Raw genomic sequence first — 15,120 nt, 5'->3', positions numbered from 1 at the left:
CCTGGCATTAATTAAGTCAACTAAACCATTCAACAAATCACGTTCAGGTCTTCAAGGAAGGCTCACCGTGCGAAAGCCAATATGGTTAGTTCCCATGGTTCGATCCTGAGCATGTCGCGCACTCGGACGGTAGCGTTTGCAGTACGAGGGTGAACAAAGAAAGGATCCCCCTTTGATTGTACCCAGCAGAAGCGTTCGCGCTTGGACGCTGAGTGAATCCTCAAGATCAATTTCTGGATGAGGCTCTTCCTCGATGGAGTGATAAGGCGTCCAGTCATCCATTACCCACTCCCAAACATTACCCACCATATCAAAAAGATGGTAGGCATTCTGAGAAAAACAGCCAACAGGCGCTGTCGCGATGAAACCATCAGTGGCGGTATTCTGAAATGGAAACACGCCGGTCCAGGTATTGGCCATCTCCTTCCCGTCCAAATGAAGACTCTTGCCCCAGGGGTAGGTTGTACTGCTTGCACCTTTAGCCGCGTACTCAAATTGAGCTTCGGTCGGTAATGCACGGTTCATCCACTTCGCGTAAGCCTGAGCATCTTCAAAGGCTATTTGTACAACGGGATGATTATCCATGTTGTCGATGGAGCTGCCTGGACCGCTAGGGTGTTGCCAATCAGCTCCTTCTATAAAGTGCCACCACTGAAGGTTGATGACCTGCAGATCGCGAGGGGGTTCGAACACTGTTGATCCTGGACGGTACATCTGATCGGGCAAACCGGGGAATACTTTAGGGTCTAACCCGCGCTCAGCCAATGTTTTGTATCCCGTCGCCTCAACGAACGCTCGGAATTGCGCATTCGTCACTTCATGCCGATCAATCCAAAACCCACCCACCGTAACTTTCCGCTCTTGCGCTTCTTCCGGATAGTGCGTATTGGAACCCATAGTAAAGGTGCCCCCCGGCACCCATACCTGCTCTATAGGTACATCCTTGGGCGGTAAGCCTGAATATTGCTTGCAAGATGATACGTCCCCCAAAGATGAATAAACAGGTTCAGCACTGACATTATCAATGGTAACCATCACGCTCAATAATGCCCCGGCTATCAGAGCACGCCTGTAGTCATTCATTTTCATAACTCATCAATGGGGCCTCTCCACGTGGGAGGCCCTCTGTATCAATAGTCACGACGTGGGTAGGTTGTATCACGCCCCGTACTGATGACATTGTTCTGCCGCACATACTGCGCCCACTCAGTCAGCAGCTCATTCAACTTGTCTGGGTGCTTACTGGAAAGATCGTGTAACTCACCGCGGTCGGTCGCCAGGTCGTACAGCGCCCAAGTACCCTTGCCATCATCAAAGGAGTAAACGATTTTCCAGTTGCCCTTGCGGATAGCATTACGCCCCATCAATTCAATGCCGACGGTATAGGTGGAATCATGCACTGCGTGGCTTTTACCTTGGAGCATGGATAAAGCACTCGCCCCCTTCATCGGCTCAACGGTTTTGCCTTGGTATTGCGTACCGGGATGTTTGATACCTGCCACATCAAGTATCGTTGGCATGACGTCCATGGCAGTCACCACGGCGTCGGTGCGTTGAGGGTTGTCATTGAATGGAAGACGCATGAACGATGCAGAACGAACACCCCCTTCATTGGTATAGGCCTTGAACATTCTGAATGGTTGGGCGCTGACTTGCCCCCAGGCGGGTCCCTCATAAGCGAAAGAGTTTGGACGTCCAATATTGTTTAACGAGACGTCAAAGTGTTTGGGGATCCATTGATCATTTTCAACATCTTTGCTCCAATCATTACCTTCTGGTCCATTATCGGACAAGAACACGATCAAGGTGTTGTCATAAAGCCCTTTGTCCTTGAGGTGATTGATAAGTCTGCCGATCTCATGGTCAAAAGCATCAACCATTGCCGCGTAGGCTTCCATTGTCCGTGCCGAGTATTCTTTCTCTTCGACACTGAGTGCAGACCATGGCTTTACCCCCTTGGGCATCGGAACTGGTGTAGCTTTTGCGTCGACCAGGCCAAGAGATTTGAGTTTTTCGATTCTGCGTGCCGCGGTCACTTCGTAACCTTGGTCATAACGTCCCCGATATTTCTGCAGATAGGCGTCGGGAGCCTGGGAAGGTAAATGCGCGGCGGTGTAGGCGGCATAGGCAAAGAAGGGCTTTTTTTCTCCCAGGCCAGCATCGACGTATTCAATCAACTTGTTCGTAAAGTTGGTCGATGAGTAAAAATCCACTGGCAACTCTACCTTGATGTCATTCTCCCTGTAGACGGGTTCCGGGGCGTCTGACGCTATTTGCATAGGTGCCGTTTGCTTAAAATGAGCGGCCCCACCACCCATAAGGACATATGACTTATCGAACCCACGCTGCTGTGGACGCAGTCCATCAGCGCCACCCAAGTGCCATTTTCCGACCATGAAGGTCTGGTAACCAGCATCCTTCATCAACTCTGGCAGGGCCGCTACGCGCTGGTTTAGATAACCCTCGTAGCCAGGCTTGCCCATCTGCTCAGGTGTGAGGTGAGGCGTCATCATTTCCGCCATATTACCGACACCTGCGAGATGATTGTCGGTCCCCGACATCAACATGGAGCGGGTCGGCGAACAGGTGGGGGCAACGTAAAGCGATTGAAGCAAGGTACCGTGCTTACTCAGTTCATCCAGATTCGGGGTGTCAATTTCCCCGCCAAATGCTCCTAGATCTGAATACCCCAAGTCATCGGCAACAATTAACAAAATATTGGGTTTCGCTGAGGCTGCGAAGGCCTGGGGGACAAGACACGCCACAACGAGCAAGGCACTAGAGGCGAGCCAGTTCAAGTTTTTTTTCATTTCTTCAGAACCTTTTCTGTCATTTTTTAGAAGTGAAAAGCCACGACTAACTGGCTGTAGACGTTAAGATTATCGTTCCCCAGTTGGGAGCCGCCTTGTTCTGCACTTTTCTTAGGTTTATAGAGCCCCACCAAGGGACTGATAACCCAGTTCTCTCCCACCGACCAATCCAGGTATGCATCCACTTCACTGGCGTCCAGGTCGCCTTGTCTTTTGTCCAGACTTCTAAACGAGTAAGCCAATGCGCCCAAGGTCAGATTGGCGGTCGGATGCAATTGGAGCTCCGCCATATGAATGCCAGCATTTCGCTGAAATGGCCCTGAGTAGTTAGAGGCGACTTCGCCTTGAAACCAAGTGCCGTAACCACGACTGTAACCACTGAAGAGGGGGTCGTAGTCTTCGGAGTAACGACTGTAGCGATAGCCCAAGCGAGGCGTCCATGGTAACTGGGAGAAGGTCCACGCGCCTTCCGCGTACCAGGCATGTTCCTGCCCCTGTGACTTGTCCTCATGGGCATATTCGAACGATAAAAACAGGTCCTTGATACCGAAGTCACCTTGCCCACGAAGGCTGACAACTTCAAGACCATCCCTCTGGGCGCTGAAACTGTTCGCCAAGCTTTCGTCAACCCCCAAACCCTTTATATAAGTGAGGCCGAACGTAGCATGCTCATCTCCCCTTTCCAGTACCGCAATCCCGAGTTCTGGTTTGGCTTTGATCTCATTATCCGATTTCAGCCAAATCAAATCGCCACGCCATAGATCCTGCGCCCCAAGGTGCAGCTTCACCGTATTATGAAAAGCATTGCGCGGGGTGAGGTAATAGGCGCCACCTCTATCCAATTGACCATCGGCAATATTGTTGCCGACACTTAAGCCATCCCCGTTGATGATGAATCCATCACCTATCTGAATTTTCTGGCTGCCCACAGATAGATCGACAAAGTCTTTTCCCCAGTCATGCATCAGATTACCCGAGCGCCAGCCGATATAAGCCCGATCGATTGATGCCCGTCGCTCGGAGCCGTCCGTGTATCCCGCAGCATCGCCACCATCCCAGGTACCGCTAGCCACCCAAGTGGTTTCTCCGTAGAGCGAACTGTCATATAACCCAGGCAATAGCGTCTGGCCTTTAAACCCAGCCCTGAGTACCCCTTCTTGCCAACCGGCGGCACCAGACTTGATAGGACCGCCCTGATTATAGGATTCACTGCTGTGAAACGCCCCGTAGATCGCCTGTACCGTGAAGTCAAGCTTCGTGTTGTCGTCTTTATAAATCGTTGCAGCCGAAGCACTGTGATCCACTACAGCCAGCGCTAATCCGAGGAAAATATTAACAGCGCCGAACTGAACCTTGAAGGAGTGAACCTTCTGTTCATCCGGCTTCTTGTAAGTCAAGGTGATCCGGCTTTTCGAAGACATACTTCACCATTTTAATTATTGGAGGCAGGAAGGTAAGTTCACGACGCCGAGCGTTTTTTTAAGTGTGCTCGCTTGGAGGTGATCGTATGCCCGGATCGGGAGGCATGGCTTGTCTCTGCGTGACAGCAGAATTAGCTGTCGCTGCCATAAATCACTCGGAAAACAGCCTGAAACCAGCACTACTGTCTGTGCTGGATTTGTGCCGATTGGAGGTGGGTCAGTGTTGCGTTAGCACATGAATCAATCGGTGCCGGCATCAACAATCCCATCAAAAGCCCGGGGGTCACCTCAAGCCATTGCTTGATCAGCCGCCATACCTACGGCCATTCGGCGCATCGTCTGCATGAGACGCGTGCGAAATAAGACAGGCGATGACTGGGGGGCTCTCTTACGACTGCACGACCTGACAACCTTGAGCAAGATGGCCGTTTGGATCTCCTGTAGCTATCCTCGCCCGACGTTGACGCGGGCACATCCCTACCGATGTGCGATACGCACCAATCCCTGGTCATGCAACGCGCCGAATTCGCTACTGCTCAACCCCAGCACGTCCATCAACACCGCCTCGGTATCAGCCCCCAATTGCGGTGCCGGCTGTGGCGTGCGGTAGTGGCCGTTGAAACGCAGGGGCATGCCGGGGGTGAGTATTTGGCCGATGCCGGGCTGCTCCAGCAATTTGAACAAGGGGTTTTGCTCGGAGCAGGAAGGGTCTTCTTCAAGCAGGGTGCTGATGCTCTGATAGTGGCTCCAGCACACGCCGCGGTCTTCAAAGAGGGCGGTTATCTCTTCCAGGGTGCGCTCCGCCACCCAGGGGCTGACCAATGAGGCCAAGGCCTCGCGGGCGTGAAAACGCTCACCTTCGCGATTTAGATCGACCTGTAGGTGTCGACCCAAGGCCTCCACCTGTTCGGTGATAGCTGTGACCTCGCAGAGGCTGCGCCACTGTTTGAGGGTCAGACCAACCACCATAATGCGCTGCCCGTCACGGGTCACGAAGTCGCGGCCAAAGGCGCCGAACAAGTCATTGCCGTGGCGTTGCCGTTGTACGCCGCGCTGGGCTTCGGCAAGAAAGCCCAAATGGCCCATCACTGCCAGCGCCACATCTTCCAGAGCCAGCTTCACCTGCTGACCAATGCCCTGCCGGCTGCGCTGACGCTCAGCAGCAAGTAGCCCAACGGCCGCCATTTGCCCAGTGATCAAATCCCAGGCTGGCAGCACATGGTTGACCGCGCCATCGACGTCTTGGGGGCCGGTGAGATAGGGCAAACCAATGCGCGGATTAATCGTGTAATCAACCGCCGAGCCGCCATGTCGATCGCCCTGAATGGTCAACTGAATCAGGTCCGCGCGCTGGGCACGCAGGGTGTCGTAGTCCAGCCAGCCTCGGGGCGGAAAGTTGGTCAGCAGCATGCCGGCATCCGTGCCCGGCGCAGTGATCAGAGCCTGGGCCAGCTCACGGCCCTCGGGGCGATTGATATCAATAGCCACCGAGCGTTTGCCTTTATTGAGACCGGCCCAGAACAAGCTGGTGTCGTCGTCGGTGACCGGCCAGCGGCGATAGTCCAGGCCGCCGTCGAGACCGTCGACGCGGATCACATCGGCCCCCATCTGCGCCAGGGTCATGCCACCTAGCGGAGCGGCGACAAAGGCCGATACCTCAATTACGCGCATGCCCTTGAGAATTGCCTCGCTCATCAGGCGACCTCGGCTTTCAGTGCGGCTTCCAGCAGGCTGCGGCCAATGACTTTCAACGCCAGGGTTTCTTCGGCGCCCTCAAAAATTGACAGTACCCGCGCGTCGACAAAGTAGCGGCTCACCGCCACTTCCTCGGCATAGCCCATGCCGCCGTGAATCTGCAGGGATTCGCGTGTCACCATTTCCGCGCTGCGGCAGGCAAACAACTTCACCAGGCTTGCTTCCATTCGGCCCTCGCCCTGAGCCAGCATGCGTCCCACCGAATAGGTGAGATAACGGCTGGCGACATAACGTGCAGCCATTTTTGTCAGCTTGGCGCCGGTCAGCGGATAATCCGCCAGTGGGGCTCCGAACACCTTGCGCTCCGTCGCATATTGCAGCCCCGCCAATAGAGCCGCCCGCATCACGCCGCTGGCCCGTCCGGCCGTTTGCATACGCCCGCCTGTCATCCCCGCCATGGTGTAGTAGAAACCTCTGCCCAGGCCCTGAGTCTCGCCAATCACATTACCGTCGGGCACAAAGAAGTCCTCGAACGACAGATCGAACGAATGCATGCCACGGTAGCCGATGGTAGGAATTGCCCGCCCAGTAAGGCGCCCTCCCCCCGGTTGACGAAAATCAAAGTCATGGCCGTCGTAACTAGGCTTCTCCGCCAGCAACAAACTGAGGCCGCGGTGCCCCAGTTTTTTGTCGGGATGAGTACGGGCGACCACCATCAGCACCCCTGCCTTTCCGGCAAAGGTACACCAGGTTTTCGCTCCATTCAGGCGCCAGCCGCCCTCGCAGGGAGTTCCTCGCAGGGTCAGGTTGGCCACATCGGAACCATAATCAGGTTCGGTAATTGCAATCGCGCACAACGGCTCTCCCACAGCCAGTCGCGCAAGCCAGTGCTGCTTCTGGGACTCAGTGCCGCCGCTGAGTAGCGCTCTCGAGAGAATTTCCGGACGAGTGATCAGGCTGCCTGCTGCAGCCAGTGAAGCCTGAGACAGGGCCTCGGTGACCACAATCATGGTTAACGGATCTTCCTGATCGTCTGGAGCGCTGCCGCCGTACTGCTCGGGAATGGACAGCCCGAAGACGCCCATATCGCGCAAGGCTGCCAGCAAGCTGTCGGGGATGGTGAGGTCTTCGCGATGAATGTGCTCGGCAAGTGGTGCCACGGTGTCAGTAGCGAAGCGGCGGAACTGATCCTCAATCATCGACAGTTCGTCCCCCATCGCCACCTGACCGATCTGCTCTGGACGTTCTGCCATTAAACGCGCACTGTCATGCAGGGCAGCACTCGATAAAACACTACGACGCAATGCACGCAGTCTAGGGTCTGCCGCGATGGCATGCAGGGCGCTATCAGCCAGATCCAGCTCTGCACAAATTGCCTCCAAGCGATTGCGCACCAAGGTGATGGCCTCCACAGCAAACACCAAAATCAGGCGTCGATCCACCGCGCTAGTACCGGCATCAATGGCCTGCAATGAACGCTCGGCGGCCAACAATTCGGCACTGGCCCAAGCGAGTTCGAAAGTCGGTACTTGCATCAGGTCCAGCAGGTCAGCATCCAGTTGCTGGCCCTTGGTGCAACGTGAAGCCAAGGCACTGGTGGCCTGCTCCAGTACGCCGCGCAACTGTAACAGCAGGCCCAGCAAATCATTGGTAGCGGTAATTGGCAGCATAGGTCGAACTCCAAACATTATTTAGCTGGCAGTCGTTGGCAGTGAATGGCAGACATGTGGCGGGTCAGCAGCTCTCGGGCACGGGCGACGATCGGCGCATCGATCATCTTGCCGCGGAAGGCAAAGGCGCCTCGCCCCTCGGCTTCGGCACAGGCATACTCAGCCAGCAGAGCGACGGAGTATTCAACCTCGGCATCGCCAGGAGAAAACACTTCGTTAAGCACCGCCACTTGCTCAGGATGAATGCAGAAGGCGCCGATCATTCCCAGTTGTCGCCCCAGTACGAGGGCCTGACGAAAACGTGGGATGTCACTGAAGTCGGCAATCGAGCCTGGAAAACCAAAGGGCAGAATTCCTGCGCGGCGGCAGGCAAAGGCCACTTGCTGGTTGGGCCACAGTAACGTTTCCGGCACAGGTTCCATTCCCGCGGACACGGAAAAATCTTCCGGGCCCAGGCTCATGCCCATCAGCCGTGGCGAGGCCGTTGCAATTTCATCCAGTAAAGGCAACGCCGCTACATCTTCGATCTGCGCGAGGATCAGCGTTTGCCCCGAGGTCATACCGCGCTCGGCTTCCAAACGGTCCAGTTGCAAGGCCACGTGGCGCACCACCTCGGCAGAGGCCACTTTGGGCAGCACCACGGCACAAACGGCTGGGCTGACAATTGCCTGCAAATCCAACACCCCGCCGCTATCGAGCGTATTGATACGCACCAATACATCCAGGCCATGGTTGGAGATGTTCTGTGCGGCGCTGCTGGCAGCGTCGCGAGCTTGTGTCTTTTGCCCGGGAGCAACACTGTCTTCGAGGTCTAGGATGCAGGCATCAGCGTTTCGCTCATGGGCTTTTTCAGTGAACTTGCCAATATGTGCGGGGACAAACAGCAGCGAGCGCCACATTGGGAATGCACGACTCATTGCGACACCTCCACGTTGGCGGTGGCGATCATGGTGACAAAGCCATCCTGGTTCTGCGTCCACAGATCAACACGATCGCCACTGCGTTTGCTGCACAGCAATAAGTGGTCAGTGTCGAACACCGGGCGCACAGCACGAAAACCAAAACTGCTTACCCGTACCTCGGGCATTTGTATCGTCACCTGCTCGGCCAGTAAGGTCGCCAACAATGGGCCATGTACCACCAGCGCCGGATAATGCTCCTGCCGCGTGGCGTAGTCGCGATCGTAGTGAATGCGGTGACCGTTGAAGGTCAGCGCGCTGTAGCGAAAGAGCAGTACCGGGTCAGGTTGAAATGGCTGCTTGACATCCGCTTCATCTGGCGCGGGCTCGCCGGGCAGCGACGGGCTGGGGCCGTTGGCCATTTCCCGGTAGACCAAGTGTTGTTTCTCCACGAGACAGCGTCGTCCCCGCTGGCTGATCTGATGTTCCAGGCTGACAAACACCAGGGCCCCGGTTTTTCCCTCCTTCAGCTCAACAGAAGTGACCACCGAGCGCTGTTCGGCCAGTTCGCCGATGCGCAATGGTCGCTCACACATGAACTCACCCGACGCCCACATACGTCGAGGCAAGGGTACCGGTGGCAGGAAGCCTCCGGTTCTGCCATGGCCGTCAGCACCCAGGTTGGTACGCTGGGCGCAGTCATTGAAGTACAGCCATTGCCAGGTAGGTGGCAGCGTCTCGCCTTGCATAGGCACCTGTTCGCGATCCAGCGTAGCGCTCAGCGCCTGGACGGCGAACGGCGCCAACAGTTCTTCACGCACACGCTCGCGGCCTACCCAGCCACGCAAGTAGTCGATATCAATTTCAGTCATCGCGCGCTGTCTCTGCGGTGAGTAACGAGAGCCCCAATGCCGCGCGCCGGGCCAACCAGGGGCTGGGGCGGTAACGCGGGTCACCGCTGAGCTCATGCATGCGAGTAAGAATGTTCATCACCCGCTTGCCACCAATGGCATCGCCAAGGCTTAGCGGTCCTTGCGGGTAACCCAGACCAAGGCGCACCGCATCTTCGATGTCAGCGACGCTGGCGATACCCCGTTGAACAATATCGGCAGCGATATTGACGATAGTCGCCAACACTCGCTGGACAACGAACCCGCAGCTGTCGTTGATCACCGTCACTGGTGTGTCTTGTGCGGCCAGCATCGCCCAGGCGGCATCGCGCACCTCTGGACGGGTGACGCTGCTGAGCATCAGGGTACGGTGGTTTTCCAGGCCAGGCAGCGGGTCCACGGCCACCGTTCGGGTGGGGTCGAGACCGTGCACTGCGCAGTAACGCGAGACGTCATCGCCCCAGAACTGCACCAGCGATATATCCGCCTCATCAGGTAGATGGTGCAGCATCATGCCGACCTCCAACACCAGACCTTGCAGGCGTTCGTAGTCGTCGGCAGCCGGGTCCACCCAGACCAACAACTCGTGGTTGAGCGCAGGAACAGGCCGAGCAGGTGCCACCTGTTTTTTGAGGTTGTCGCTGTAGCGATACCAGCCTTCACCCGTCTTGCGTCCATAGAGGCCAGCACCCAGGCGCGGCGCGACCAGAGGCGATGGACGAAAACGCGGCTCTTGGTAAAACTGCTGGTAGATGGACTCCATCACCTTGCCGGACACATCCAGCCCCGTAAGGTCGAGCAGCTCAAATGGGCCCATGCGAAAGCCACCGGCTTCGCGCATCAAAGTGTCGATGTCCTGTACCGAGGCCACCTGCTCCTCGAGGATGCGCAAGCCTTCGGTGTATAGCCCACGGCCGGCATGGTTAACCAGAAATCCCGGCTGGTCTTCGGCCACCACCGCGCGGTGACCCGCCCCCACTACCACTGACTGCAAGGCAGCGACAGTGGCGGGCGCAGTACGCACAGCGGCGATGACTTCGGCGACCTTCATCAAGGGTACCGGGTTGAAAAAGTGCAGTCCGGCCACGCGTTCGGGACGGCGGCAACCGGCAGCGATATCAGCGATCATTAGCGAAGACGTATTGCTGGCCAGAATCGCCGTATCACCCAGCACCGCTTCCAGGGCACGGAACAACTCACGCTTGATACCGAGGTCCTCCACCACCGCTTCAATAGCCAAGTCGCAACCGGCCAAGTCTTCGATGTGTGTGCAGGCGGACATGCGCGCGATAATCGCGTCGCCTTGCTCGCGGCTGTAACGTTCTTTGCTAACAGCCCTGTCGATCAGGTCACGGACAAACTCGATGGCGCTCTGCGCGGCGCCCTCGACAGCGTCATAACATCGCACCGAATGGCCGGCTTGGGCGAATAACTGAACGATTCCGCGGCCCATGGTGCCGGCGCCGATCACGGCGATACTGTGGATACTCATAGTTAGTTTCCCGTGTAACGCGGCGGGCGTTTATCAAGGAATGCACGCATGCCTTCGGTTTTGTCCTGCGTGTCGAACAGCAGTAGGAATTCGCGGTTTTCCAGGGCCAGTGCAAGGTCCAGCGATTGATCGGCGCCCAGTGCCAACACCCGTTTGATTGCTCGCAAGGCCTTGGGCGGCATGGTTGCCGTGGCTTGGGCAAGGACGATGGCGCGCGCCAAGGCGCTGCCCTCCGTCACCAACTCGCTGACCAAACCCAACTGGCTAGCGCGCTCGGCGCTGAGCAGTTCACCGGCCAACAGCATCAGGCTGGCCACTGGTTTACCCACGGCACGCAGCAAACGCTGAGTACCGCCAGCGCCGGGCATAATGCCCACCCTCGCTTCGGGCTGACCGAAGCGCGCCGAGTTGTCGGCGACCAGGATGTCGCACATCATCGCCAACTCGCAGCCCGCCCCCAGGGCAAAGCCGCTGACCGCCGCAATCAGCGGCTTCTGGCTTTTCGCCACAGGCGCCCAGTACTGGCCCAGGTCCAACTCCGCCACTTGTTGGGCGCCCTTGTCCACCAGTAGATTGAGATCGGCACCAGCGGCAAACACGCTATCACCGCCGGTAATCACGATCACCGCCACACCGTTGTCATGCTCCAGTTCCTGCATGGCGCTGGCGATGGCGACACGCATGCTGAGGTCCAGTGCATTGCGCTTTTCAACACGGTTCAGCCGCAAGATAGCCACCGCGCCATTGCGCTCTACCACCACCGGTGTGCTCATACGAGGTAGTCCACGGTGCTGGTGAACTGCGGCTCGCGCTTCTCTGCAAAAGCGGCAAAACCTTCGCGAAAATCGGCACCGAGCAACAGCACCGCCTGGTCGTCTTCCTCGCGCTGCAGCTCTTCGGCCAAGCTCGCCGACGGGTGATCCAGGCGATTTTTCATTCGTGAAAACGCGTCGCGCGGTAAACGACTCATCCTGCACGCCAGGCTGACTGCTGAGTCCACCACATTTAGACCAACACATTCATCCGCCAAACCTGCGACGACGGCCTCCTCGGCGGATATGTATTGGCCGTGGGTCAGCATGCGCTTTGCTTCGGCGACACCCACTCGGGCAGGTAGTGTTCGCAGCAATCCCCAATCGGGAGAGAGACCCAGCTTCAGAAAAGGGAACAGAAACCGAGTCTTGGTGCCGGCGAGCACAACGTCTCCCAGCAACGCCAGTCCAACCCCCGCTCCTGCACAGATGCCTTCTACTGCCGATATGACAGGCATCGGGAATTGCCCCAACAAACGGCAGAGCTGATGGATGTGCTGCATTCGCTCACGCGCACCGGACTCGTCCAGATCGGCCATGGTCGCGATGTCGCCACCAGCGGAAAACATCCCTCCAACGCCTCCCAAGATAATGGCTCGACAAGCCGCCTGCTCACGCGCCTCAGTCAATGCATCGATGAGTGACTGGCGTACGTCATGGTTTATCGCATTGCGCTTCTCGGGACGGTTAATCAGCAACCGCCGGACGCCGGGTGCGGGATCATCAATCAGGATGGCCATCAGTCTTCTTCTCTACCAATGATGGAAATCGAGCAAACGTTCTGTGATGGCTGCCCGCCAAGGTTGTGAATCAACCCAGTACGCGGGTCTGGCAACTGCCGCGGACCGGCGCGCCCCTGTAGCTGCAAGTAGATTTCGTAGAGCATGCGGATCCCGCTGGCGCCGACCGGGTGACCGAAGCACTTGAGACCGCCGTCAATCTGGCAAGGCACTCGGCCTTCAGCGTCGAAGTCGCCATCCAGTACGTCGCGCACCGCCATACCTGGCTCAGAGAGGAACAGATCCTCCATGGTCACCAACTCGGTGATGGAGAAGCAGTCGTGCACCTCGGTCAGACTGATCTGTTCACGTGGCCGGGTGATGCCGGCTTCGGCGTAGGCTTTCCTGGCAGCAATGCGGGTGGTGTGCACATAGCTGCCATCCCAGCCATTGCCCTGCATTTCCCAGCCATTGGAGACTGCCACTTGCAGGGCCTTGAAGGTCACCAGATCGGTCTTGCCCATGGCCCTGGCAATGTCCGGGCGGGTGACGATCACTGCCGCTGCCCCATCGGAAACCCCACAGCAATCAAACAAGCCCAGGGGCTCAGCGATGATCGGCGCCTTCAGGCACTGCTCTTCAGTGATGATTTTGCGCAGGTGCGCCTTGGGGTTTTTGGCACCGTTGGCGTGGCTTTTGACCGACACATGGGCGATGGCCCGTTTGAGTAGCTGCGGGTCAACGTTAAAACGCGCCTGGTAAGCCGAGGCCAGTTGAGCGAAATTGGCCGGGGCCACGGCGCTGGGGTACCACTGCGGAATATAGGTACCGACTGTTGCGACCGGCAGGCCACCGTAGCCGGTGTCTTTCAGCTTTTCCACGCCCAGGGCCAAGGCGATATCGCAGGCGCCAGAGGCCACCGCATACACCGCCGCGCGAATGGCTTCCGAACCGCCGGCACAGAAGTTCTCTACTCGGGTTACGCCAATGCTCGGCAACCGCAGGGCAATGCTCATCGGTGTACCGCCACGGCCGGTGCCCACATCTTCCATGTGGGTGGAGAACCAGGCGGCGTCGATTTGCTCCGGGGAGATGCCTGCATCAGCCATGGCCTCACTGTAAGCCTCGACCATCAAATCTTCCGGGCTGGCGTCCCAGCGTTCGCCGAAGCGGCAGCAGCCCATGCCGAGAATCGCAACTTTGTCTTTGATACCAATGGGCATGACGAATTACTCCAACGGCGCTTGCGGCGCGGGGGTGTGAACGGGGGTGGCTTTCCAGAAGTAGCGCTTGAAACCGCGCAGGTCGTCGATGTCTTTGATGCGAAAGACCATCTCCACCTCGAGCGCGGTCTGCACTTCGCCCTTGGCGACGTCGGTGAATTCCATCAGGATGCGACCGCCCCCCTCGAAGTCGATTTGCCCGTAGTGATGGGGCGGCGCCATATAGGACGACAGTGACTCGGCGGACCAGCTCAGCACCCGGCCAAGGCGGTCAGCCAGGGGATGGGCGTCCTGCGTATCCAGGGCGGCGGCATCGGGGGTGTAGGTCAGCCGTGAGGGTGGGAAATGCACGTCACCACTCACACGGCAACGCCCGGCCACCAGGCCGAGAATGGCGCGACGATGGCGGTAGGCTGTGCTCAGCGCGGTCTTCTTGTCTTGCTCACCGCGCACACCGCGCTCCAGTTGCAACTGGCCCTTGTAGGTGAGAAAGCGCGTATAACTGAGCTCTTCACGGCCACGGGCCAGCCAGCCGGACACGCCACGGCGAGCGGTGAAGTGTTTGATTTCATCGGTCACCCGCAGTACCACGGCGCGAGCACCGCTGCCAAATTGGGCGAGCACGATCACCTGCCCCGGCTCGGCACTTTCCAGGACATTGGCCAGCAGCAACAGGCCATGGCCGACGCCAGTGTTACCCACTTCTGCCGCCAGGCCATCGACCACCGCTTCGGTAGGGATGCCACAGGCCTGGGCCAGTTGCGCATCCATCTTCGCCAGCGAGGTGGGGAAGATGAAATGTGCCACCGCTTCGGCGTCCACGCCGCTGTCGCTCAGGGCGCGTTTGATCACCTGGGGCATGCAGCGACTAACGCCTTCATCACGCACCCAACGCTCTTCGCCGAAATAATCGATCTCGCGGCCAGTGAGGCGGAAGTGGTCGATAAAGTCGACGCTCGACGCCGCCTGGCCGAGCACTTCTGCGATCACCTGTTCACGACCGAACAACAGCGCGGCAGCGCCATCACCGTAATCCAGCTCCTGCGCGCTGGCGGCGCGGGTGCGGCGGTTGTCGGCGGCTGTCAGCAACACAGTGCCTGGGGCGCTAGCGGCACTGGCCAAGGCTTGGGAAAAACCGGCCAGGGCCGCGCACTGCGAGCCGGTGACGTCACTGGCGCCAGTGTACTCACCCAGGTTTAGCGCTTCGGCAACCACTGCCGCGTTGAGGCGCTCGGCAAACGGCAGGGTGCACGAAGCGAGAATCACCTCGCGCACTCGGCCCTGCAGGTCCTGTCCGCCCAAGGCATCGCGTGCAGCCGCGACCGCCATGGTAATGCTGTCCTCATCCCAGTTGGCCATGGCGCGATGGCCACGGGCTTTGCCTTTCAGCTCGGGGGCGTACCAGGCATTGGCCGCTACCACGGCTTGCCGGCTCAAACGCAGGCGCGGGATATAGGCGCCGAATCCGGTGATACCGATACTCACAGTG

General features: G+C 58.1%; 12 protein-coding genes. All 12 read right to left on the bottom strand.

The genetic code is table 11. From position 1 onward, the window contains the following. Positions 1-51 precede the first annotated feature (51 nt). Complete coding sequence (locus BLO97_RS01545) at positions 52-1,083, bottom strand: formylglycine-generating enzyme family protein (RefSeq protein ID WP_092345088.1); 1,032 nt, start codon at positions 1,081-1,083, stop codon at positions 52-54. A gap of 47 nt (positions 1,084-1,130) precedes the next feature. Beyond that, positions 1,131-2,810: an arylsulfatase gene (locus BLO97_RS01540; RefSeq protein WP_092344555.1), complete on the bottom strand. Its 1,680-nt coding sequence runs from the start codon at positions 2,808-2,810 to the stop codon at positions 1,131-1,133. Positions 2,811-2,836: 26 nt separating this feature from the next. Continuing rightward, positions 2,837-4,207: an alginate export family protein gene (locus BLO97_RS01535; protein WP_256571548.1), complete on the bottom strand. Its 1,371-nt coding sequence runs from the start codon at positions 4,205-4,207 to the stop codon at positions 2,837-2,839. Between the two features lie 501 nt (positions 4,208-4,708). Continuing rightward, positions 4,709-5,926, bottom strand: a complete 1,218-nt coding sequence (locus BLO97_RS01530) for a CoA transferase (protein ID WP_092344553.1) — start codon at positions 5,924-5,926, stop codon at positions 4,709-4,711. Next, positions 5,926-7,596 (bottom strand): acyl-CoA dehydrogenase family protein, encoded by a 1,671-nt coding sequence (locus BLO97_RS01525; protein WP_092142460.1) that lies wholly within the window; start codon positions 7,594-7,596, stop codon positions 5,926-5,928. The genes BLO97_RS01530 and BLO97_RS01525 overlap by 1 nt, the downstream gene beginning before the upstream one ends. A 17-nt stretch (positions 7,597-7,613) precedes the next feature. Then, positions 7,614-8,513, bottom strand: coding sequence for an HpcH/HpaI aldolase/citrate lyase family protein (locus BLO97_RS01520; RefSeq protein WP_218189605.1), 900 nt, complete (start codon positions 8,511-8,513; stop codon positions 7,614-7,616). Beyond that, positions 8,510-9,367 (bottom strand): HTD2 family dehydratase, encoded by an 858-nt coding sequence (locus tag BLO97_RS01515; protein ID WP_092225458.1) that lies wholly within the window; start codon positions 9,365-9,367, stop codon positions 8,510-8,512. Before BLO97_RS01515 ends, BLO97_RS01520 begins: the two co-directional genes overlap by 4 nt. Next, positions 9,360-10,877, bottom strand: coding sequence for a 3-hydroxyacyl-CoA dehydrogenase (locus BLO97_RS01510; RefSeq protein WP_092344551.1), 1,518 nt, complete (start codon positions 10,875-10,877; stop codon positions 9,360-9,362). Before BLO97_RS01510 ends, BLO97_RS01515 begins: the two co-directional genes overlap by 8 nt. Before the next feature lie 2 nt (positions 10,878-10,879). After that, on the bottom strand, positions 10,880-11,650 hold the full coding sequence (locus BLO97_RS01505) for an enoyl-CoA hydratase-related protein (RefSeq protein ID WP_092344549.1): 771 nt from the start codon (positions 11,648-11,650) through the stop codon (positions 10,880-10,882). Continuing rightward, positions 11,647-12,429 (bottom strand): enoyl-CoA hydratase/isomerase family protein, encoded by a 783-nt coding sequence (locus tag BLO97_RS01500; protein ID WP_092344547.1) that lies wholly within the window; start codon positions 12,427-12,429, stop codon positions 11,647-11,649. Before BLO97_RS01500 ends, BLO97_RS01505 begins: the two co-directional genes overlap by 4 nt. Then, the gene (locus BLO97_RS01495) at positions 12,429-13,631 is read right to left on the bottom strand and encodes an acetyl-CoA acetyltransferase (RefSeq protein ID WP_092344545.1); all 1,203 of its coding nucleotides are present in this window, start codon (positions 13,629-13,631) and stop codon (positions 12,429-12,431) included. The genes BLO97_RS01500 and BLO97_RS01495 overlap by 1 nt, the downstream gene beginning before the upstream one ends. A 6-nt stretch (positions 13,632-13,637) precedes the next feature. Continuing rightward, positions 13,638-15,116 carry a hydroxymethylglutaryl-CoA synthase family protein gene (locus BLO97_RS01490; RefSeq protein WP_218189604.1) on the bottom strand — a complete coding sequence of 493 codons (1,479 nt, stop codon included), beginning with the start codon at positions 15,114-15,116 and terminating at the stop codon, positions 13,638-13,640. Positions 15,117-15,120: the final 4 nt, after the last annotated feature.

The sequence above is a fragment of the Pseudomonas sp. NFACC05-1 genome, from assembly GCF_900100135.1.
GTDB lineage: Bacteria > Pseudomonadota > Gammaproteobacteria > Pseudomonadales > Pseudomonadaceae > Aquipseudomonas > Aquipseudomonas fluorescens_Q.
Note: the sequence above shows the minus strand (reverse complement) of the source record. Positions and strands in the feature narration are given on the sequence as shown.